Source organism: Prauserella salsuginis, from assembly GCF_024648885.1.
Lineage (GTDB): Bacteria > Actinomycetota > Actinomycetes > Mycobacteriales > Pseudonocardiaceae > Prauserella > Prauserella salsuginis.
Window position 1 is genome coordinate 60666 of record NZ_JANBBF010000010.1, and the last position, 20407, is coordinate 81072.

Annotated in this window: 21 protein-coding genes; 17 read left to right on the forward strand and 4 right to left on the reverse strand. The window is 70.2% G+C overall.

Translation table 11 applies throughout. The features are described 5' to 3' along the window. Nucleotides 1-190: 190 nt before the first annotated feature. Both LY40_RS11455 and LY40_RS11460 read right to left on the reverse strand, forming a co-directional pair. Nucleotides 191-829 carry an HNH endonuclease family protein gene (locus LY40_RS11455; protein ID WP_258936799.1) on the reverse strand — a complete coding sequence of 213 codons (639 nt, stop codon included), beginning with the start codon at nucleotides 827-829 and terminating at the stop codon, nucleotides 191-193. Between the two features lie 101 nt (nucleotides 830-930). Further along, nucleotides 931-1614, reverse strand: coding sequence for a hypothetical protein (locus LY40_RS11460; protein ID WP_372497740.1), 684 nt, complete (start codon nucleotides 1612-1614; stop codon nucleotides 931-933). 104 nt (nucleotides 1615-1718) lie between these two features. Between LY40_RS11460 and LY40_RS11465 the strand changes: the two genes are divergently transcribed. Then, complete coding sequence (locus tag LY40_RS11465) at nucleotides 1719-3005, forward strand: adenylosuccinate synthase (RefSeq protein ID WP_183781552.1); 1287 nt, start codon at nucleotides 1719-1721, stop codon at nucleotides 3003-3005. A 171-nt stretch (nucleotides 3006-3176) separates the two neighbouring features. Here the strand turns inward: LY40_RS11465 and LY40_RS11470 are convergent, their stop codons facing one another. Then, complete coding sequence (locus LY40_RS11470; protein ID WP_258936800.1) at nucleotides 3177-4130, reverse strand: LysR family transcriptional regulator; 954 nt, start codon at nucleotides 4128-4130, stop codon at nucleotides 3177-3179. Nucleotides 4131-4203: 73 nt separating this feature from the next. Here LY40_RS11470 and LY40_RS11475 point away from each other — a divergent pair, with 73 nt between their 5' ends. Continuing rightward, complete coding sequence (locus tag LY40_RS11475; protein WP_258936801.1) at nucleotides 4204-4431, forward strand: hypothetical protein; 228 nt, start codon at nucleotides 4204-4206, stop codon at nucleotides 4429-4431. A gap of 387 nt (nucleotides 4432-4818) precedes the next feature. Then, complete coding sequence (locus tag LY40_RS11480; RefSeq protein ID WP_258936802.1) at nucleotides 4819-5910, forward strand: hypothetical protein; 1092 nt, start codon at nucleotides 4819-4821, stop codon at nucleotides 5908-5910. Nucleotides 5911-6036: 126 nt separating this feature from the next. Here the strand turns inward: LY40_RS11480 and LY40_RS11485 are convergent, their stop codons facing one another. Beyond that, complete coding sequence (locus LY40_RS11485) at nucleotides 6037-7188, reverse strand: glycerophosphodiester phosphodiesterase (protein WP_258936803.1); 1152 nt, start codon at nucleotides 7186-7188, stop codon at nucleotides 6037-6039. A gap of 143 nt (nucleotides 7189-7331) precedes the next feature. On the opposite strand from LY40_RS11485, the gene purD reads away from it, so the two are divergent. The 14 genes from purD to LY40_RS11555 all read left to right on the forward strand — a co-directional run bounded on the left by purD (nucleotide 7332) and on the right by LY40_RS11555 (nucleotide 20311). After that, nucleotides 7332-8594, forward strand: a complete 1263-nt coding sequence (purD, locus tag LY40_RS11490; RefSeq protein ID WP_258936804.1) for a phosphoribosylamine--glycine ligase — start codon at nucleotides 7332-7334, stop codon at nucleotides 8592-8594. 357 nt (nucleotides 8595-8951) lie between these two features. Continuing rightward, complete coding sequence (locus LY40_RS11495; protein ID WP_258936805.1) at nucleotides 8952-9470, forward strand: hypothetical protein; 519 nt, start codon at nucleotides 8952-8954, stop codon at nucleotides 9468-9470. Nucleotides 9471-9567: 97 nt separating this feature from the next. After that, a complete protein-coding gene (locus LY40_RS11500; RefSeq protein WP_258936806.1) occupies nucleotides 9568-11418 on the forward strand; it encodes a hypothetical protein in 1851 nt (616 codons plus the stop codon). 7 nt (nucleotides 11419-11425) lie between these two features. Beyond that, on the forward strand, nucleotides 11426-12196 hold the full coding sequence (locus tag LY40_RS11505; protein ID WP_258936807.1) for an ESX secretion-associated protein EspG: 771 nt from the start codon (nucleotides 11426-11428) through the stop codon (nucleotides 12194-12196). Between the two features lie 137 nt (nucleotides 12197-12333). Continuing rightward, complete coding sequence (locus LY40_RS11510) at nucleotides 12334-12657, forward strand: hypothetical protein (protein WP_258936808.1); 324 nt, start codon at nucleotides 12334-12336, stop codon at nucleotides 12655-12657. Between the two features lies 1 nt (nucleotide 12658). After that, nucleotides 12659-13798, forward strand: a complete 1140-nt coding sequence (locus tag LY40_RS11515; protein ID WP_258936809.1) for a transglycosylase SLT domain-containing protein — start codon at nucleotides 12659-12661, stop codon at nucleotides 13796-13798. A 98-nt stretch (nucleotides 13799-13896) separates the two neighbouring features. Further along, the gene (locus LY40_RS11520) at nucleotides 13897-15078 is read left to right on the forward strand and encodes a phosphotransferase family protein (RefSeq protein WP_183781575.1); all 1182 of its coding nucleotides are present in this window, start codon (nucleotides 13897-13899) and stop codon (nucleotides 15076-15078) included. A gap of 205 nt (nucleotides 15079-15283) precedes the next feature. Further along, nucleotides 15284-15670 (forward strand): hypothetical protein, encoded by a 387-nt coding sequence (locus tag LY40_RS11525; protein ID WP_183781578.1) that lies wholly within the window; start codon nucleotides 15284-15286, stop codon nucleotides 15668-15670. 318 nt (nucleotides 15671-15988) lie between these two features. Continuing rightward, nucleotides 15989-16375 carry a helix-turn-helix domain-containing protein gene (locus tag LY40_RS11530; protein ID WP_258937197.1) on the forward strand — a complete coding sequence of 129 codons (387 nt, stop codon included), beginning with the start codon at nucleotides 15989-15991 and terminating at the stop codon, nucleotides 16373-16375. A gap of 64 nt (nucleotides 16376-16439) precedes the next feature. After that, a complete protein-coding gene (locus LY40_RS11535) occupies nucleotides 16440-16901 on the forward strand; it encodes a VOC family protein (RefSeq protein ID WP_183781581.1) in 462 nt (153 codons plus the stop codon). Between the two features lie 63 nt (nucleotides 16902-16964). Continuing rightward, entirely contained in the window at nucleotides 16965-17816 is an 852-nt protein-coding gene (locus LY40_RS11540) for an SAM-dependent methyltransferase (RefSeq protein ID WP_258936810.1), read from the forward strand. A gap of 169 nt (nucleotides 17817-17985) precedes the next feature. Then, on the forward strand, nucleotides 17986-19164 hold the full coding sequence (locus LY40_RS11545; protein ID WP_258936811.1) for a pyridoxal phosphate-dependent aminotransferase: 1179 nt from the start codon (nucleotides 17986-17988) through the stop codon (nucleotides 19162-19164). A 147-nt stretch (nucleotides 19165-19311) separates the two neighbouring features. Beyond that, nucleotides 19312-19494 carry a hypothetical protein gene (locus tag LY40_RS11550; RefSeq protein WP_183781598.1) on the forward strand — a complete coding sequence of 61 codons (183 nt, stop codon included), beginning with the start codon at nucleotides 19312-19314 and terminating at the stop codon, nucleotides 19492-19494. A gap of 91 nt (nucleotides 19495-19585) precedes the next feature. Next, the gene (locus LY40_RS11555; RefSeq protein WP_258936812.1) at nucleotides 19586-20311 is read left to right on the forward strand and encodes a 4a-hydroxytetrahydrobiopterin dehydratase; all 726 of its coding nucleotides are present in this window, start codon (nucleotides 19586-19588) and stop codon (nucleotides 20309-20311) included. Nucleotides 20312-20407: the final 96 nt, after the last annotated feature.

Here is a 20407-nt window from a genome sequence, read left to right on the forward strand (position 1 = left end):
GCATGAGGCTCCCCAGCTGGGATGTGACGACGTTGTCAAAAAAACGTTCTATCCGCGGGGAGATGTGAGATCAAGGTTTCCCTACTCGTCAGTAGGCAACTCACTCGTTCGGGGTAGCGTAGTGCCCCCAAGGGCACTTTGGTTGCATTCAGTGCGACCAAAGTGCCCTTGGGGGCGAGAACGCCCGACGTCAGCAGGTGGCGAGCATGTCCTCGAGAGCGGCGTGTTCGGCCTCGTCGACGGTCAGCTCGTACTTGTGCTTCACGGTGATCCACATCGAGGCGTACGTGCAGTGGTACTCCTCGACCGACGGCTGCCACTCCGCCGGATCGTCGTCGCTCTTCGACATGTTGGAGCTGCTCGACACGGCGATGAGCTGCGGCGATTCCAGGTCGTTTGCGAACGCCTCGCGCTCGTCGGTCGTCCACTCCGCGGCGCCGGACACCCAGGCGTTGCCGAGCGGCACCACGTGGTCGATGTGGAAATCGGACGGGTCGCTCGCGGTCTCGCCGTCGTACTCGCTGTACCAGCTGCCGTCGGTCGGATAACAGTCGTTGCCCGTCTCGACGTCGTCGCCGTCGCGTTCGAGCACCAGTTCACGGGTGTTGCAGTTGTCCTCGTGGCTGTTCCAGTGCGGGAACAGGTCGCGGTCGTAGCCGTCCATGGAGCCGTCCTCGGCCACGGTCAGCTCGGCGAGCTGCGTCTCGGCCTCGGTGGGCGTGGGGATGCCGGGCGGTTCGGCCGCGGCAGTGCCCGTCAGCGGCAGCGTCAGTGCGGTCGCGGCACCGACGACGAGTGCGGAGTTGCGGAACTTGCGGGGAAGGATCACGGCAGGCACCTCTCAGCGGGGAACATGAGGTCGTCCAGCGATGTGAAGGACTTTCCGAATGTCTCCGAAAGAGGTAACGATCCCGTTAACCCTGGGCGGATTCAGACCGATGTCGGGCGCAGAACCAGACGGAAGTCGTGGGTGTGCCGGTACCAGGTCCACCGCGACATGGCCCGCGGGTACGCCACGCCGTCGGATTCGGGCACGACCTCTGCGCCGCCCAGTTGGAACGCCCTGCCCGCGAACGTGCGCCGTCGTTTCAGGAGCTTTCCCCTGGTGATGGTGACGCGCAGCCCACCGGAGGCAGTATCGTCCCCCGCTTTCGGGTCGGGCCGCACCTCGAGCAGGGCGGCCTCGCCGCGCAGCGCCTCGGTGTCGTCGCAGTAGCCGACGCCGCGTGGCCGCCGCACGACGCCGTGGCCCAGCAGCAGGCCGCCCGCGTCGTCGCGGACGAGTGGCACGCCCCGTGGCTCGCCGGACAGTGCGACGTCGAACGCCCTCCTGCGGTCGGTCGGTACGCCCCACAACTCCGCCACCTGCGACGACGGGTCGGTCGGCACGTATCCAACGGCGATCTCGTCGAGCCGGTTCTTCCGCAGCAGCCGCAGCGCCACCGCGGACAGGTCGGCGTCGTCGCCGACCACCACGAGCCGCTGCCGGCCCGTCTCCAGCAGCGGGTCGACGTCGGCCTTGCCCGGCCGCGCCGGCACGCTCGCCTCCCCGACCCCCTCCGGCGTGTGAATCCCCAGCTCAGCGCCTCCGCAGAGCAGTACCAGTCCCCGCACGGATTACCCCTCGGTTAGGCTCGTATACCGGCATTTCGACAGTCACACCGACAGACGGTCAGTGTCAGCAACATCCACAGCCACCTCACACCTTGGAGTTTCACATGCCGGCCATCGTGCTCATCGGTGCCCAATGGGGCGACGAAGGCAAGGGCAAGGCCACCGACCTGCTCGGCGACAAGGTGGACTGGGTGGTGCGCTATCAGGGCGGCAACAACGCGGGCCACACCGTCGTCCTTCCCGATGGGCAGGACTTCGCGCTGCACCTCATCCCGTCCGGCATCCTCACGCCGGGCGTCACGAACGTCATCGGCAACGGCGTGGTCGTCGACCCGGGCGTGCTCCTCGACGAGCTCGAGGGCCTCGAGGCGCGTGACATCGACACGAGCAGGCTCCTGCTGTCGGCCGACGCGCACTTGATCATGCCCTACCACGTGGCGATCGATAAGGTCACCGAGCGCTACCTGGGCAGCCGCAAGATCGGCACCACCGGCCGCGGCATCGGACCGTGCTACCAGGACAAGGTCGCGCGCGTGGGCGTGCGGGTGCAGGACCTGCTCGACGAGAAGATCCTGCGCCAGAAGGTCGAGGCGGCCCTCGAGTACAAGAACCAGGTGCTGGTCAAGGTCTACAACCGCAAGGGGCTCGACGCAGCCGAGGTCACCGACACCGTCCTCGAGCAGGCCGAGCGGTTCCAGCACCGCATCGCCGACACGCGCCTCGAGCTGAACAAGGCGCTCGAACGCGACGAGACCGTGCTGCTGGAGGGCTCGCAGGGCACGTTGCTCGACGTCGACCACGGCACGTACCCGTACGTGACCTCGTCCAGTCCGACCTCCGGCGGTGCCAGCGCGGGCTCCGGCATCGGGCCGGGCCGGATCACGACCGTGCTCGGCATCCTCAAGGCGTACACGACGCGGGTCGGTTCGGGTCCGTTCCCGACCGAGCTCGACGACGAGGCCGGGGAGAACCTGCGCAAGTCCGGTGGCGAGTTCGGCGTCACCACGGGCCGTTCGCGGCGCACCGGCTGGTTCGACGCCGTGATCGGCCGCTACGCCGCCCGCGTCAACGGCATCACCGACTACTTCCTCACCAAGCTCGACGTGCTGTCCGGACTGGAGACGGTGCCGGTGTGCGTTGCCTACGACGTCGACGGGCAGCGCACCGAGGACATGCCGATGACGCAGACCGACGTGCACCACGCGAAGCCGGTGTACGAGGAGCTGCCGGGTTGGTGGGAGGACATCAGCGAGTGCCGCACGTTCGAGGATCTGCCGAAGAACGCGCAGGCCTACGTCGAGCGGCTCGAAGAGCTGATGGGTACGCGCATCTCGGCGATCGGCGTCGGCCCCGGCCGGGAGGAAACGATCGTCCGTCACGAGTTCGCCTGACCCGATACCCGGAGCGACTTTCCTTCCGGGCCCCGCCGCCGGCCCCCGTTGACCCGCCCGCACGACTGTTTCTCGGCGCGGGTTCGCGCCCGCCCGACGTTCGGCCGTTGACGCGTCCCGCGTGACGGTCTGGACCGGCCGGGTGTCGCGGGTGGCTCGGTGGCGGGACGCTCAGGTGGCCGTGGCCGTGGCCGTGGCCGTGGCCGACGCGCCGGTGGCCGGTGCCGTCGCCGCCGTCAGCTCGTGCACCGCCGTGAGGGCCGCGGCGACGCCCGGTGCCTCGCGTCCGCCGCGGCGGACGCAGGTGAGGAACGTGCGGGCGGGCGCGTTGCCGCCTGTCGGAACCCGTCGCACGTCGAGTCCCGGCGGCAGCTGCGAGAGTCGGGGGTAGAGCGCGACGCCCAGTCCTAGATGGACCAGCGTCGCGACGAGGCTCGCGTCACAGGCTTCGTGGGCGATCGCGGGGCTGAATCCCGCGGCGGTGCAGGCGGCGAGCACGTGGGCGCGCGCGGCGTCGTCGGGCAGGCCGACGATCCACGGTTCGTCGGCGACGTCGGTCAGCCGAACGGTCGGCTGGTCCGCCAGTTCGTGTCCGGTCGGCAGCAGCAGGTCGAACGGGTCCGTCAGCAGGGTGTGCTGTTCGAAGCGGGGGTCGTCGACGGGCGGGTTGGCGGGCAGCGCCTCGACGACGGCGAGGTCGATCTCGCCCGTGAACAGCAGATCGAAGCAGTCCACCGCCTCGGCCTCACGCAGGCGCACCGTCAACGACGGGTGCCGTGCCCGCAGGCTTGCCGCGACCGGGCCGAGAAGTCGGCACATCGCCGTGGGGAACGCGGCGAGCCGGAGGGTGCCGGTGGGGCCGCCCTGCGTGGCGTGGAGTTCGGCCCTGGCCTGCTGCCAGCGCGCCTCGATGGCGTCGGCGTGGGCGAGCAGGGTGCGTGCCGCGTCGGTGAGGCGAACGGTGCGGCCGAGCGGTTCGAGCAGGGTGACGTCGAGCTCGCGACCGAGTTGCCGGATCTGCTGGGACGCGGCCGAGGTCGTCAGGTGGAGGGCGGTCGCGGCGGCGGTGACGGTGCCGTAGTGGTCCACGGCGCGCAGCACGTTGAGTCGGCGCAGGTCCATCATGAAGGCCATTCTTCACGGTTTCGTCCAAAAATCGAACCTGGACCTTCACGTATTCCGGCCGCACGGTGGAGTCATGACGACATGCCCGTTCTGCGGTTGGCCCGACAGCGACGTCGTAGCCGTGCTGTCCCGGCACCGGACCCCCGAAGGAGCGACCGTCTGGACCCGCTGTGCCTGCGGTTCGCTGCAGACCCGCGTGGTCGGCGCGGCGGGAACGGAGGTGGTCGTTCGCGGCCGCCCGCACGAGGCCGAAGCCCGGCCTGTCACGGACACCCCCGGCGACGTCCCCTGCGACAAGTGAAGCGCCCCGAAGGGCACCTGTGGGGCAACGGCAGAACACTGCCGCGTGGAGCGCGTCCGTTTGGGTGATGGGACAGGGTGGGAGCCACGAATCCCTCGCGGGTGCGCTCGGGCCGGCGGCGGTATGCCCGCCACCCATCCGCGGCCGACGGAGCGGATTTGTCTGGTTCTTCCGCTGCTGCTGGGAGCCCTCTGCTAACTTCCTGCGCACGATCGCGAGGGGGTATCGATGGGGGCACCGTATCCGCAACCGGGGCGACCCGATTGGAGTCCGCAACAGTCCACACCGGCCTGGCAGAGGCCTCCGATGGGCGGGATGCCGCCGACCGGCGGGCGACCGAAGCGACCGCGTCGCCACTGGTGGTGGTTAGTCCCCGCATTCGCCGTCGTGCTCGCCGCCGTGATCGTCGTCCCCATCGCGTTGTCCGGCAGTGACGACTCGTCCGGCGCGCAGGTGCGGACTCCGGTGGACGAGGAACAGAAGCCGCCGGAGCCGCTCCCCGACGACAGTGACAGGCGTGCCGCACTCACCACACTGGATGACATCGACCCGTGTGACCTGCTGGACGTCAGAGACCTCAAACGGCCCGACGGGGTGGAGAAGGTCGCCGTCAGTTCGCATCAGTGCGTTTTCGCGGGAGGCGGTGAGAGCTTGACCGTCACGCTCGGCACCGAGCTCGGCCATCTCCGCCGGATCGAGTCCGCGGAAGAACCGGTGGCCGGTGTCAAGGCGTACAGCATGCAGGGCGATATCGAAGGCCCCGGCTCCTGCACGTGGTCCGTTCCTGTCACCTTCACCGATGTCATCGAGTTCCGTTACGAGACGGGGTCGGACGAGGGCGACGTTTCCTGTTCGTCGATCAAGAGGTATGCCGAACGAGGAGTTCGGACTGTCCGGTCCTCAGGGCACGGCTCGCTGTTCTTCGAGCCGGACGAGCCGGACGTCGCGGCGCGCGGGGACTGCCGGTACTTCTTCCAGCCCGGTGGTGTCGAGGACTGCCACCCCTACAGCGGTGCGGACCCCCGGCTGAAGGGCGAGGAGCTGTTGGCCGCGGCTGACGAGGACCGCAATGTGCAGTGCGCCGTCTTCAAGGACGCGATCGAGGACAATTTCGGCTCGCAGCTGTCACCGGTGGTGTGGGGCGAGCACTGTTTTTTCGTTAGTCCGGATAACACGTATCTGTTCAGGGTGAACGCCGATCCGTCATTTGCGCCAGATGAGTACGGCGCCATCGGCGAGAACAGGCGTGAGGTGTCTCTGGGCGGTTTCCCCGCCATCACGTTCGATGGAGCCCCGAACCTCCACGACGTCTACCTGTCGCCGTACAGGGACCTCAGCCGGGCCGGGATTCTCCATATCAGTGCCAGGCCGCTGGCTGGGCGTGGGACGTATCGCGACGACTATCGGGAACTCTCGGATGCGGAGATCGACAAGGTGTACGCCTTGATGGCGCAGTCCGCCAAGGCTCACTTCGGGTAGTCCCGAGCCTCTCGCAACGCGAATACCCCCGGCGACGTCCGCTGGGACACGTCAACGCCCCGAAGGGCACCTTCGGGGCGTTGAGTGCCCCAAAGGTGCCCTTCGGGGCGACAGGGCTTCTCCGCGTTACTCGGCCGCCTCGATGACGACGTCCGGGTGGTCGGCGAACAGGCCGTCGACGCCGGTGTCCCACACGGCCTCGGCCCAGCCGAGCGCGTCGCCCCACTCCGCCGGGTCGTCGGACGAGTCGTAGTCGGCGGGCAGGAACTCGTTCTCCGCACGGAAGGTCCACGGCACGACGCTCAGCCCGGCGGCGTGGGAGTCGTCGACGAGCGACGTCGGCTCCGTGGTGTTGCCGTCGGCGTCGAGCGGGATGATCTGCCCGATCGACGGCCCGAGCCCGTCCGCGTACGTGGCGATCTCGCGGAGGCCCTCCGGTGTGGTCATGTCCTCGTACGTGCGCGGGTCACCGGACTTGACGAAGTCGTACGGCGCGCCCGAGGTCGAGGTCAACTGCACCAGCGGCACGCGCACCTGGTCGTCGAGCTCCTTGAGGTTGGTCACCTCGAACGACTGCACCTGCACCTTCGCGTTCGGGCGGTTGAGGTGGTTGCGGTTCAGCGCCTCGACCAGCTTCGGCTCCAGCGCGAGCCCCTGCTCCTGGAAGTACGTCGGGTGCTTGGTCTCGGGGAAGATGCCGATCGGCCGGTGCAGCTCGCGGCTCAGCTGCTGGGAGAGGTCGATGACCTCCTGCAGCGTCGGGATCTCGAAGCGGCCGTCGTAGATCGTGTTGTTCGGCCGGATCTCCGGCAGTCGCTCCTTCGCCCGCAGCGTCTTGAGCTCGGCCAGTGTGAAGTCCTCGGCGAACCAGCCGGTCATGGGTTCGCCGTCGACGAGCTTGGTGGTCTTGCGGTCGGCGAACTCGGGCCGGTCGGCCACGTCGGTGGTGCCGCCGATCTCCGGCTCGTGCCGCGCGACCAGCACACCGTCCGACGTCGTGACGAGGTCGGGCTCGATGTAGTCGGCACCCATCCGCGCGGCGAGCTCGTACGAGGCCAGCGTGTGCTCGGGCCGGTAGCCGGACGCACCGCGGTGACCGACGACGATGCGGTCGTCGGCGTGTGCGCCGCTGCCCTGAGCGGCGTCCGCCTGGCCGGCTTCGGCCCGCGAGGGCCCGGACTGGGCGGCGCCGGGAACCGCTCCGGTGGTGGCGAGCACGGCCACCGCGCCGAGCGCCACCACTCCGAGGCGCTTACGGAATCGGGATGTGAATGCCATGAGTCGTCGCTGGTCCTCTCTCGATCCGGTAGGGACGTTCGCCTACGTTCGCGGCCGCGGTCGACCACCCGGCGACAGCGTGGCAGCCGCGGAGGTACATGCCGATGAACGAGCGGATATTGGCATGTCTACGCTGAGGAATCGTGCGCTTCCTGGTTATCGGCTCCGGAGCCCGTGAGCACGCCCTCGTACTCGCCGCGTCGCAGGACCCGGCGGTAACGGCGATCGCTTGCGCGCCCGGCAACGCCGGCACCGCGACCCTCGCCGAACCGCTCGGTGTCGACCTGACCGACCCGGCTGCCATCGCGGCTCTCGCCGAGCAGTGGCGGGCCGACCTCGTGGTGATCGGCCCCGAGGTGCCGCTCGTCACCGGTGCGGCCGACGCCGTCCGCAAGGCGGGCATCCCGTGTTTCGGCCCGTCGGCGGCAGCGGCCCGGATCGAAGGCTCCAAGGCGTTCGCCAAGGACGTCATGACCGCCGCAGGGGTGCCGACGGCCCACAGTGAGGTCGTCGACAACCCGGCGCATCTCGACGCCGCGCTCGCCCGGTTCGGCCCGACCTGGGTCGTGAAGGACGACGGTCTCGCGGCCGGCAAGGGCGTCGTCGTCACGACCGACGTCGAGCAGGCGCGTAAGCACGCGCTGATGTTGCTCGACGGCGGTCACCCGGTGGTACTCGAGTCGTTCCTCGACGGGCCGGAGGCGTCGCTGTTCTGCCTGGTCGACGGGCGCACCGTGGTGCCGCTGCTGCCGGCGCAGGACTTCAAGCGCGTCGGTGACGGCGACTCCGGCCCGAACACCGGCGGCATGGGCGCCTACGTCCCGCTGTCGTGGGTTCCCGACGGCTTCGTCGACGACGTCGTCGAGCGGATCATCCAGCCCGTGGTCGACGAGATGGCCGCGCGCGATTCGGCGTTCACCGGACTGTTGTACGCGGGGCTGGCGCTGACGAGTGACGGTCCGCAGGTCATCGAGTTCAACTGCCGCTTCGGCGACCCCGAGACACAGGCCGTGCTGGCGCTGCTGCGTACGCCGATCGCCGGGCTGCTCCACGCCACCGCCACCGGCACGCTGGCCGAGCAGCCGGAGCTGGAATGGGCCGACGGCAGTGCGGTGACGGTGGTCGTCGCCGCCGACGGTTACCCCGGCAAACCGCTGGTCGGCGATGTGATCACCGGCGGTGAAGCCGACGGCGTGCTCCACGCGGGCACGCGCAGGCGGGACGACGGTGCGGTCGTCTCCAGCGGCGGCCGGGTGCTGTCGGTCGTCGGCACCGGTGCGGACCTGGAGGAGGCCCGGGCAGAGGCGTACGAGCGCATCGCCGGGGTCGGGCTCGCAGGGGCTCATCACCGCACCGACATCGCCGCGCGCGCCGCTCGCGGCGAGGTGTCGATCCCGGGGCGCTGAACCCGGCGCACCCCCATGGCGCGGTGACCCGTGGCGCGGTGACCGGGCGCCGACGGTCCGTGAAGCCGCAGCGCCGACGGCACGGTGCGACTGCGCCGACGGCGCGTGAAGCGGCAGAGCCGACGGCACGGTGCGGCAGGGCCGACCGTGCGGTGCGGCTGCTGGCGGTGTGTTCCCGCACCCTTCCGTCTCGTGCCGGTGGCCCGCCGGTTCGACGGTGTCCGCGGGCGGCGGAAAATCCGACGATCGGACGGAACCGTCGTCCGGGTGAGCTCGTCAAAGTTCAGGTCACTGTCACATTCTGGTTGGTAGCCTGCGTGAGAATCGGATGACTACCGGCCGTTACAGGGGGTGCGCATGCCGTCAGAGGTGAGCGAGTCGCGGGCCGGCGAGCCGGCGGGCGCGGAGGCCGCGTTCGCGGCGGCCAGCACTGCGTTCGCGGGCGACTCGGCCGGTTCGAACGGCGGGAGTGGCAACGGCCAGGGCGGCCCGTTCGGTGGTTCGGACGTCATCCCCGGGGCCGGTGCGTTCCCCTCGGTCCCTTCCGCCAGTGACATCGACGTCGCGCCCGACAAGGTCGCCGACGTGGCGCGGATCATCGAGGCACAGGCCGACGCGCTGGACAAGAAACTGTCCGAGCACCTCAGCTCACTGCGCATCCAGGCGCCCGCGGAGGACATCGTGTCGCAGCACGCCGTCGAGGCGTGGAACGACGTCGTCAGCGCCCCCGAGGACTCCTACGCCGCGCACGCGCGCGCGTACGTCGAGGACCTGCGGTCCCTGGCGACCCAGCTGCGCAAGGCGGGTGAGAGGTACTCCGAATCCGACGAGGAGAAGGCGGATGCTCTCGGTGGCGGACGAGGCCTTCCCGGCTAGTCCCGGTCCGGCCCGCTCCCGGCGCTCACTTCGGGACGCCGACGCTGTCCAGGTTTTCTCGACCGTGCGGTCGAAGCGGAAGTAGAGGGAAATCGACATGGCGATGGATGTCTCGCAGCGTGCGAACGAGATCCGCAACCACCGGTTCGACGGCTACACGAACAACATGCTGGCCGACGAGGTCGAGGTGTTCCGCAGCGGCGCGGGCGCGGGCGGCATCGGTGAGGCCGTCACCGCGTTGAAGGCGGTCGGCAAGGCGTTGGACGAGACCGAGCGGACGCTGCGGACCGAACTGGGCAAGCTCGGTGTCGAGTGGCGCGGTGACGCCGGCGATGAGGCGTTCCGGTGGATGACCGGGCAGGCCGACTTCTCCGAGGAGGCCCAGACCAAGGTCGAGGCGTGTGCCAAGAAGATCTTCGCGCAGGGTGAGGCGTTCAACCGCACGGTGCACAAGCTGCCCGACGCCCAGTCCCTCCGGCAGGGTTCCGGTGGTTACGGCCTCATGGACTCGCTCGGCAGCCTCATCGGCTTCGAGACCGACAACGCCCAGCGTGTCGCGCAGGGGCAGGAGGCGCGGGCGCAGGCGCTCGAGGCCCTCAACGGCTACGCGAGCGAGTCCGGCGAGAACCTGTCGGACCTGCCGCAGCTGAACGCCCCCACGCCGATGTCGGCCGTGGTGTCCGCCGATGTGCCGACCGAGGTCGACGCGGGCGGTCCGCCGACACCGCCGGACGTGACCGAGGTGCCCGCGGATGCGCCCACGGGCGACCGCACCGAGTCGTCGGGTGTGGCGCCGCCTGCGCCTGTCGACGGGCCCGGGGCGTCCGCGCCGGTCCACCACGTCCCGCAGCCTGCCCAGCCGCCGCCCGCCAACCAGAGCGCTCCGCTGGCCCCGCCGCCCGGTACCGGTTCGGCCCAGCCGACGCCGAACCCGAGCACGGCGCCGTCGTCGACCACACCGTCGACGAGTGCCCCGGTGACGTCGTCGCCGAACGCGGGCTACGGCTACGTGAACGTGCCGCGTCCGGGCACGGGATCGGGGTCGGGAGGTCCGCAGTACTCGGGCTCTCCGTACCATCCCGGCTCTCCGCAGTACCCGGGTTCGCAGCAGCAGTCCGGTGGCTCGGCCCAGCCGGGTGGCCCGACGGGCGCCGCGCCCGCGAACCCGGCCGCGCCCGGCTCGGGTGGCGCACCGACGGCCGGTGGGACTCCCGGCGCGATCGGGAAGCCGGGCACGCCCGGTGCTCCGGGGACGCCTGCCGCCCCGGGTACCCCCGCAAATCCCGGTACCCCCGCGAATCCGGGCACGCCTGCGAACCCGGGCCAGCCGGGCGGCCAGTCCGGCGTGGGCAAGTTCCCCTCGTCGGGCGGTGCTTCGCCCGTGGCGCCGGCGCCTGGGCCCGTCACCGGTGGTCCCGCTCCCGGAAGTGGAGGCGGAGTGGCGGTGCCGCCCCCGGGAATGGTCGGCGGCAAGGCCGGTGTCCCTGTATCGGGTGATCAGGATCTGCAGAAGGGCAAGTCGTTCGGCGTCGCACCGGTCGTCGGCGGTACGGCCGCGCCCGGCGCGAGCGGCACGACGGCGTCGCCGAAGTCACCGGGGTTCAGCGCCAACGACCTCGGCGGTGCCGCGGGAGCGGTGGCCGCGGGCGGTATCGCGGGCGCGCTGGCCGGCGACAGTGACCGCAGTGGCGGCCGGGGCGGAGCGCCGCGTTCGCCGCACCAGTCCCAGATCGGGGACCTGCCCGAGGAGCAGTCCAGGGCGCAGCAGAACCAGACGTCGAAGTCCGAGCAGGACCGGCGCAGCATGATGCAGAAGGCGGCGCCGCAGGAGGGCGACGAGGACGACACGCACGTGCGCCGGTACGGCGTCGACGACAAGGACCTGTTCGTCGACCAGCGCATGGTCGCTCCCGACACGATCGGCGACCCGAACTCGGAACAACGGTGAGCCGCCGGTGACCACCGGTCAAAGCGTGGTGCTGTCCACGCTCGAGTTCGACATGCTGTGGGAGGCGGAGCGGCTGCCACGCCGGCATCCGGCACTGGACGTGCCGAGTGCGGGGGTGACGCACCGCGAGCGGTCCGATCTGGTCGACCAGGCGTGGGAGTCGCTGGCGCAGCGCAGGCTGGCGAAGGGCCACCAGGCCACGAGTGACCTGGTGGACATGCTGAACCTGTTCGTGCGGCCCGCGGTCGCGATCGACATGTGGGTCTGGACCGATCGGCAGATCTCGGGTGTGGCCGTGAGCACGGGCAGCCAGGCGCTGATGGGTGTCGTGGACGGTGACGAGGTGTGGCTGATCCCGGCGCGTGATTCGTCGTTGCCGGAGTCGGCGGTGTCGGTCGCCGGGGAGACGGCCGCGGGCATCGGCTGGTCGGCGACCCTGCCGCACGACGTGCTGGTCGACGCCGACCGCGAGGCGGGCGGTGACGCGCGGGTGCTCGTGGGGGCGCTGGCCGACCGTGGGATCGCGCTGAGCGAGGCGCAGGAGGTCGCGGCGATGCTGGCGGGCCAGGTCGTCCGTGGCCAGTTCGGTGCGCAGGCGTATGGACGTGACGGGGGTGTCCGCCGTGCGCCGCGGGTCGTGTCGTTCTTCGACAGCGACAAGGGCCGGTATCTGCTGCAGGTCGCACCGGGCAGTGACGGCAGGCAGTGGGCGACCGTCGCGCCCGCGGACAACACGCTACTCGCGCAGCGCGTGTGGGAACTGCTCGACGAGATGTGAGGAAAGCTCACCTCTCCACGGGCGACGAAAGTGGCGTACGCGCGATTCTCGCTTTCGCCGATAGAGTTGAGCGGAACCGCCGGTGCGGGCGCATGCGTCATACCCGGCGACGAGCGGATCGTTTTTCGTGAAGGGGGATGACCACCGTGCCGGTTTACGACGCCGAATCCATGCGGAGCACGGCAGGGAAGGTCGACGGTATCGCCGACCGTATCGCCGAGGACAAGGCGAAACTGCGCGGTGTCGAGGGGGAGAGCCCGTTCGGTGAGGTCGAGGACGCCGACGATCCGGATCGGGTGGACGGCGCGCTCGGCTCGTTCACCTCGGGGATGCAGGCGGAATTCGACGCTGCGCACCAGCACATGGCAGAGGCGAGCGGAGCGCTGCGCAGCGCCATCGCCGCGATGTCGGAGGCCGACGAGCAGGCGGCGAGCAACCTGACGATGCGGGGCGAGGCCTGACATGTCGCTGGGGATGCCGGAGAACTGGGAGCAGGTCGAATCCCAGGCAGCGAAGGTCGAAAAGGTCAATCCGGGCAGGATTCAAAACGTCGCGCAGGAGTTCAAAACCGCGTCGGAGAACGCAGGCGATCATTCTGCGGAGTTGAAGAACGCGGCTTCGCCGCTTTCCGAGGGCGGCGTCTGGAACGGTCCGGCGGCGGATGCGTTCTTCTCCTACGTCGCGCAGGTCGCCTCGGCGGGACAGCGCGTCAAGGACAAGCTCGACGAGGCCGCGGTCGAGCTGAGCGATCTGCAGCAGAAGCTGTCGGAGCTCAAGAAGTCGATCAACGAGACGAAGGCCAACGCGAAGCAGGAGATCGACGAGCGCAACAAGCAGGCCGAACAGCGCGCACAGCAGGCGGCGCAGGCGGCGGACGGCGAGGGCGGCGGCCAGGACCCGGAGTCGATCCGGGAGCAGGCGCGCGAGCAGAACCGGCAGACGGCGTCGCAGGCGGCCGAGCGGATCAAGAGCCTGCTGGGTCAGGCCAACCAGGCCATCAAGAAGGCGCAGCGCCTCATGAAGCAGGAGATCGGCGGTGCGGGCGGCTATTCGCAGGTGCCGAAGCCGGGGCAGGCGCAGTCGCAGATGGCCGACACCGGCGGTATCAGCAACCCAGGCAGTGCGCCGAGCGTCGGTGGTGGTGGTGCCGGCGGCGGTGGCGGCAGCGGCGGTGCCGAGACGGCCGTCGGCGGTGGCGGTGGCGGTCTCGGGTCGAGTGGCGGCCCGCCCGCGGGCCCGCCTCCAGGGAACGTCGAGCAGTGGATCAAGGAAGCCATCAAGATCCTCAAGGAGAACGGCATCCCCGTCACCGAGGAGAACATCGACCAGATCTGGACGATCATCGAACACGAGTCCGGTGGTGATCCGCGCGCGATCAACGACTGGGACTCGAACGCCGCGAAGGGCACCCCGTCGAAGGGCCTGATGCAGTGCATCGACCCGACGTTCGACTCCCACGCCCTGCCGGGGCACGGTGACATCTGGGATCCGGTGGACAACATCATCGCCGGCGTCCGCTACACGTTCGACCGCTACGGCAGCCTCGAACAGCACCCCGGCCTCGAGTCGATCTCCTCCGGCGGCGGTTACCAGCCGTACTGACCGCAACTCCTCTCCCCGGAGCCACGACGGCGCGGACATGAAAGTCCCTTCACGGTCGGCTCAGCGGGGTTTCACGGGGCGGCGGCATCGTTGACGTCATGAGCGAAGAGCAGTGGCAACCCGACGAGGCGGACCTGAGCGCATTGTGGTCCGCCGTCGCCGGGGCGAGCGGGGACACCGCGCTCGGCAGCCGCATCACCCATCGTGACGTCCAGCGCGCCTCGACCACGGTGGCCGCACGGGTCGACGTGACCCGTCCCGACGGCTCCCGCGCCACCGACACCTACTGCGCCAGCACCTCGGCGAAGGCGCGGGCTGCGATGCGCGTGTCCGACGGCGTGCGCGAACTCGGCGTCTGGCGGTTCCCGCACGATCCGGCGCTGCCGGGGCTGGCCAGGGCGGTCGACCCCGGCCGCATGCGGGAACTGCTCGCCGGACTGGGTCTGCCCACCGAAGATCTGCGGCCGACGGTTCGTTCCTACCGCCCGCTGCGGCGGGCGGTCGTCGAGGTGCGGACCGCGCGGGCGACCGTGTTCGTCAAGGTGCTGCGTCCCGACAAGGTCCAGCAGCTGCACCGGCTGCACCGCGCCGCCGAGGGCGGCGTGGTTCCGGAGAGTCTCGGCTGGACCGATGACGGCCTGCTCGTGCTCGCCGGCGTCGGCGGCACGTCACTGCGGCGGCTGCTGCTCGGTGGCAACACGATGGAGCTCGACCGGATCGACCCCGCCGACATCGTCGCCACGCTCCACGGGCTGCCGCAGGCGTTCGCCGACCACGCCCGCAGGCGGAGCTGGGCAGAACAGGCAGGCCACTACGCCGACGTCATCGCCCGCGTGCACCCCGGCGCGGCCGGGACGGCACACGCGGTCGCCGAGGCGGTCGCCGTACCGACCGGTGCCGCTCCGGTTCCCGTGCACGGCGACTTCTACGAGACGCAGTTGCTCGTCTCCGGTGGGCGCCTGGTCGGGTTGCTCGACATCGACACCGCGGGCGCGGGCGATCCGCACGACGATCCGGCCTGCCTGCTCGGTCATCTGTCCGTGCTGTCGCAGGTCAAACCCGAACGCGCACCGGTGATCGATCGCTTCACGGCGCGGTGCCTGCGGGAGTTCGACCGGCACTGGGACCCGGTCACGCTCCGGTCGCATGCCGCGGCCGTGGTGCTGTCGCTGGCGCCGGGTGCGCACCGCACGGGCCGCCGCGGGTGGCACTCGGTGCTCGAGCGCCGCCTCGACCTGGCGTGGAACTGGTGCCGCGCCGACGATCCGCTCACCGCCTGACCCCGTAACAACCGCCGCCGCAGCGAACGAGCACTGCGGGTCCGTACTCCGATTTCGAGTGCCGATTTCGAGTGTCGGATTTCGAGTGCCGGCCTCGAGCGCAGCAGCCTCGAGCGCCCGGCGGCCCCTGGATTCCTCGCGCGCCCGTCGCGTGAGGTGACCGAGAAACCCACCCCGAGCACATCCTTCGAAAGGAAGTCGCATCATGGCAAGCAACAAGCGTCCCTGGTTCGTCGTCGCCGCCGCGGCCGTCGGTGTCGGCGGTGCGATCGCCGTCGGAGGCACCGCACTGGCCGACGGAGTCAACGACCCGAAGCCCGCCTCGCAGGTGCAGCAGGCCGAGCAAGGCAACGGGCAGGCCGACTCCGCCGATTCGCCGAACGACAGCGACACGGCGAACGACAGCGACACCGCGAACGACAGCGACACGGCGAATTCCCCGAATGAGGCCGATTCCCCGAACGACGGTGACGACAAGGCGGGCAGCACCGCGGACTCGCCTGCCGATCGTGACGGTGTCGACGCGCCGAACGGACCCGACGGCTCCCCTGACGGCCCCGACTCCACGGCCAGCGCTGACTCCCCGCGGTGACGCGGGCGGAGTGATGAGGGCGGAGTGACACGGGCGGAGTGACACAGTCCTCGCTGGCGCCAGCGCCCGCGCCGCGCGGATCGCCTCGCGACGCGGGCCAAGGCAGTCCGCTGTGGACAGTCCACAGCGGATTGTCAGGAAGAGGTTCCGGGCGCGGTTCGGTCGCCGGTGACCTTCCCGCTGGAGTGACGTGGCCGTGGTGGTCACACGTCGGAGCGTACGAACGACCGCTGAGGTCGTTGGCGATCGAGAGGGGCCCGGGAACCGAATAGCCCGCACGCGCGCCGCGTGCGGGCTATTCTCGACGTCGTGGCCACGATGAGCCCGCGCGAGGACCAGAACCACCGGTTGCTGCGCGCCCGTGATGCGATCGACCGCGACTACGCGAAGCCCCTCGACGTGCCCACCCTCGCGCGGGTCGCGCTGATGTCGCCGAGCCACTTCACCCGCTCCTTCCGGGCGACGTTCGGCGAGACCCCGCACCGATACCTGCAGCGCAGGCGGATCGAACGGGCGATGGCACGGCTGCGGTCGCCGTCGGCGACGGTCACGCGGGTCGCCGAGGAGGTCGGTTTCGACAGTCTCGGCACGTTCAGCCGCACGTTCCGGTCGATCGTCGGCGTATCGCCCGCCGAGTACCGCGCGGCGGCGACTCCGCTGCACGTGCCGGTGTGCTTCGTCAAGACGTGGTCACGCCCGGCGTGAGGCCGGCCCACGTGAGCAGTTTCGGATAAGCGCTACCGCGGGGTGTCGCCGTAGCGTTACCGGCATGTTCACACGAATCGGAATCACCTCGATCATGGTCCTCGACCAGGACGAAGCCCTCGACTTCTACTGCGGCAAACTCGGCTTCGAGGTCACGGACGACGTCGACCTGGGGTTCATGCGCTGGCTCACGGTGCATCTGCCCGCCCAGCCGGACACGCACCTGCTGCTGGAGGTGCCGGGGCCGCCGCAGCACAGCGAGGAGGTGGCGGCGCAGGTCCGCGACCTGGTCACGAAGGGTGCGCTGGGTGCGGCGGCGATCCTGAACACCGACGACTGCCGCAAGACGTACGAGACGCTGCGCGAGCGGGGCGTCGAATTCACCCAGGAACCGGTCGAACAGCCGTACGGCATCGACTGTGCGCTGCGGGACCCGTTCGGCAACCACATCCGCATCAGTCAGCCGGCGGAGGGGCCGCTGGAGATCACCGACGAGGACATCGAACGGTTCCAGTGCGGCTCCTGAGCCCCGAACGTGTTCGATAGGCTGCGTGCGGTCCCTTGATCGCGCGCAGCCTGGAGAACCGCAGTGACTTCCACACCAGGACGGAACGGCAGCCGGGACGCGCAGCTGCCGACGGTCATCGACCCGAACGTGCCGAGTATCGCCCGCGCCTACGACGCGACCCTGGGCGGCAAGGACAACTACGAGGTAGACCGCGAGGTCGCGCGCCAACTGCGCGAGGTGACGCCGGAGGTCACGACCCTCGCGTGGGACAACCGCGACTTCCTCATCCGCGCGACGCGCTTCATCGTCGGCACCGCGGGCATCGACCAGATCGTCGACGTCGGATCGGGTCTGCCGACCGTCGAGAACACGCATGACGTCGCACTTCGCCTCAACGGCGATACGTGCGTGGTGTACGTCGACATCGACCCGATCGTCATCGCCCACGGCCGTGCGCTCGTCGAGGACCACGAGTCCGTCCACTGCGTCCAGGGCGACCTCACCGAACCGCAGGCCGTGCTCGCCGACCCCGCCGTGGCCGGCAGGCTGGAGTGGCACCGGCCGATGGCGCTGTACCAGGTCGGCACGCTGCACCACGTCGCCGACGAGCGCGACCCCGAGGCCATGATGCGCGCCTACATCGACGCGCTGCCGTCCGGGTCGCAGGTCGTGCTGTCGCACTTCTTCAACCCCGGTGATGAGGATCCCGAGGCCGCCGCGGTCGCCGAGCGGCTCGAGCACGCGTTCCTGCACAGCCCGATGGGCACCGGGCGGTTCCGCACACGCGAGGAGATCGCCGCCTACTTCGACGGCCTCGAGCTCCTCGATCCCGGCCTGGAGACGCTCGCCTACTGGTGGCCGGAGGGTCCGCCGCCGGAGAACCTCGACCCGGCGCGCCGCCTCATGATCGGCGGCATCGGCCGCAAGCCGTAGCGGGCTCGGGTGCCCCAGGGGCACCTTGGGGGCGTTGAGCGCCTCTGTTCTTCTCTTGATCATGCTCGCCTACGTCCGGTTACGCCGGGCCGCCGACTCGCCCAAACCGGTCTCCCGCCCACCCGCCGCCCTCGCGGTTCGACGTGGCAGGCCCCTTACCCTGCTGGGCATGACGACGGACTCCGTGACCTCCCCGTTCCCGCCCGCAGCACAGCGTGCCGACGTGCCGCCGTTCCACGTGATGGACGTGTTGTCGGCGGCGAAGGCGCGGCAGGCCGAGCGCGGTGACGTGGTGTTCCTGTGCGCGGGCCAGCCGACGGCGGGTGCACCGGAGCCGGTGCTGGCGGCGGCGCACGAGGCGTTGCGCGGCGGTGACCTCGGGTACACGACGCAGCTGGGCATTCCGCCGCTCCGCGAGGCGATCGCAGGACACTACGACCGCGCGTACGGACTCGACGTCGACCCGGCGGACGTCATCGTCACCACCGGCTCCTCGGGTGGGTTCCTGTTGGCGTTCCTCTCCGCGTTCGAGGCGGGCGACCGGGTCGCGATGGCCCGGCCCGGCTACCCGGCCTACCGCAACCTGCTGAGCGCGCTCGGCTGCGAGGTCGTCGAGTTCGCCACGGACGAGAGCACCCGGTTCCAGCCGACGCCGGAGATCCTCGACGGCCTCGGCGACATCAAGGGCCTGATCGTGGCGAGCCCGAGCAACCCGACGGGCACGATCGTGTCGCCCGGCGAGCTGGCCGCGCTGACCGAGTGGTGCACGGCGCGGGGCGTGCGGCTGATCAGCGACGAGATCTACCACGGCATCTCCTACGAACGGGACGTCGCGTGTGCGTGGCAGACGTCTCGCGAGAGCCTGGTGCTCGGATCGTTCTCGAAGTACTTCGCGATGACGGGCTGGCGGCTCGGGTGGATGCTCGCGCCGCGGAGCCTTCACCGCAGCGTCGACGTGCTGACCGGCAACTTCAACATCTGCCCGCCCGCGTTGTCGCAGCACGCGGCGGTGGCGGCGCTGTCGCCGGAGTCGCACGCCGAGCTGGACGGCCACGTCGACCACTACCGCGCCAACCGCGATCTGCTCCTCGACGGGCTGCGCGGCATCGGCCTGACCCGCATCGCCCCGATCGACGGTGCCTTCTACGCCTACGTCGACGTGTCCGAGTACACCGACGACTCGTTGTCGTGGTGCCGCAGGCTGCTCGAGGACACCGGGGTGGCGATCACGCCGGGCGTGGACTTCGATCCGGTCGCGGGCGGGTCGTTCGTGCGGTTGTCGTTCGCGGGTGCGCGGGCGGACATCGTCACGGCCGTCGAGCGCATGGGGACGTGGCTCGGCAGCTGACCCGCAGCTGCCCGGCTGTCGGGGGCGTGACCGCTGCCTGCGGGGGAACCCGGAGTTTTCCCTGAACGTTTCCGGGAGGCCGGGACTTCCGGTGCGCGCCGTGCCAACCTGGACATACACGGCAGTACACGAGTGTGGAGGAAGCACATGTTCTGGAAGATCGTCGGCGGCCTGCTTCTGGCGTGGGTCGCGTTCATGGTGATCGGTTCGCTCGTCGGCTTCCTCGTCAAGGCGGTGTTCTGGATCGCGCTGATCGCCGGTGCGGGATTCCTCGGCGCGGCGGCCTACGGCGCGCTCAAGGGCGGCGACAAGAAGCAGATCCGTTCGTGATCACCGGCGGCCGGCGGACACGTCCGCGGGCCGCGACGGGGCGGTTCGGCGGTGACCGGACATTGTCGGGGTGGGCTCCTACGCTGGCCGGATGGAGCAGACCACCCTCGGCGCGCGGCAGGTCGACCTGGCTGATTGGCGCCTGCTGCTGGGCGCGTTGCGGTCCTGGTTCGCCGCGGAGTCGTTCGCTGCGGCAGCCGCATTCGTCGCGGCCGTCGGGCGGTGCGCCGAGGAGGCCGGTCACCATCCCGACGTGGACCTGCGCGCCGGGCACGCCCGATTCGCGCTCCGTAGTCATGACGCCGGCGGAGTCACCGAACGTGATGTGCGGCTGGCCGAACGGATCAGTGCCCTCGCGGCCGACCACGGATTGACGCCGCGCCCTGATCGGTTGCAGGTCCTGGAACTGGCGCTGGACACGCCCGTGGCCCGCGTGGTCAGCGGCTTCTGGGAGGCCGTGCTCACCGGCGAGACCGCGACCGGCGAGGCCGCGAACGGTGCGGCTGCGACCGGCGAGGCCGCGAACGGTGCGGCTGCGACCGGTGCGGCCGGTGGCGGTGATGTCGAGCCGGCTGCGGAACTGCCACAACTGGGGTTCGAGAAGTTGTGGTTCCAATCGACCGATTCGACCGCGCCCGACCGACAGCGCTTCCACCTCGATGTCACCGTTCCTCCCGAGGAGGCCGACCGGCGGGTGGCCGCGGCCCTCGACGCGGGCGGTCGCGTGGTCGACGACAGTCACGCCCCCGCATTCGTCGTGCTGGCCGACCCGGACGGCAACCGGGTCTGCGTCTGCACCGAACTGGGCCGCGACTGAACCGTCCTCGCCCGGCAGCGCTCTCCGTACGCGGAGCCGTCCGCATTCGGCGTCCTCCGTAATCGGCACCGTCCGGATCAGGCGCCGCCGTGCTCG

What these genes read in the sequence shown, in the direction of transcription:
- LY40_RS11465 (WP_183781552.1), top strand. Translation starts at nt 1,719, where the DNA reads ATGCCGGCCATCGTGCTCATCGGTGCCCAATGGGGCGACGAAGGCAAG.
- LY40_RS11470 (WP_258936800.1), bottom strand. Translation starts at nt 4,130, where the DNA reads ATGATGGACCTGCGCCGACTCAACGTGCTGCGCGCCGTGGACCACTAC.
- LY40_RS11475 (WP_258936801.1), top strand. Translation starts at nt 4,204, where the DNA reads ATGACGACATGCCCGTTCTGCGGTTGGCCCGACAGCGACGTCGTAGCC.
- LY40_RS11485 (WP_258936803.1), bottom strand. Translation starts at nt 7,188, where the DNA reads ATGGCATTCACATCCCGATTCCGTAAGCGCCTCGGAGTGGTGGCGCTC.
- LY40_RS11495 (WP_258936805.1), top strand. Translation starts at nt 8,952, where the DNA reads ATGCCGTCAGAGGTGAGCGAGTCGCGGGCCGGCGAGCCGGCGGGCGCG.
- LY40_RS11500 (WP_258936806.1), top strand. Translation starts at nt 9,568, where the DNA reads ATGGCGATGGATGTCTCGCAGCGTGCGAACGAGATCCGCAACCACCGG.
- LY40_RS11510 (WP_258936808.1), top strand. Translation starts at nt 12,334, where the DNA reads ATGACCACCGTGCCGGTTTACGACGCCGAATCCATGCGGAGCACGGCA.
- LY40_RS11515 (WP_258936809.1), top strand. Translation starts at nt 12,659, where the DNA reads ATGTCGCTGGGGATGCCGGAGAACTGGGAGCAGGTCGAATCCCAGGCA.
- LY40_RS11520 (WP_183781575.1), top strand. Translation starts at nt 13,897, where the DNA reads ATGAGCGAAGAGCAGTGGCAACCCGACGAGGCGGACCTGAGCGCATTG.
- LY40_RS11525 (WP_183781578.1), top strand. Translation starts at nt 15,284, where the DNA reads ATGGCAAGCAACAAGCGTCCCTGGTTCGTCGTCGCCGCCGCGGCCGTC.
- LY40_RS11530 (WP_258937197.1), top strand. Translation starts at nt 15,989, where the DNA reads ATGAGCCCGCGCGAGGACCAGAACCACCGGTTGCTGCGCGCCCGTGAT.
- LY40_RS11535 (WP_183781581.1), top strand. Translation starts at nt 16,440, where the DNA reads ATGTTCACACGAATCGGAATCACCTCGATCATGGTCCTCGACCAGGAC.
- LY40_RS11545 (WP_258936811.1), top strand. Translation starts at nt 17,986, where the DNA reads ATGACGACGGACTCCGTGACCTCCCCGTTCCCGCCCGCAGCACAGCGT.
- LY40_RS11550 (WP_183781598.1), top strand. Translation starts at nt 19,312, where the DNA reads ATGTTCTGGAAGATCGTCGGCGGCCTGCTTCTGGCGTGGGTCGCGTTC.
- LY40_RS11555 (WP_258936812.1), top strand. Translation starts at nt 19,586, where the DNA reads ATGGAGCAGACCACCCTCGGCGCGCGGCAGGTCGACCTGGCTGATTGG.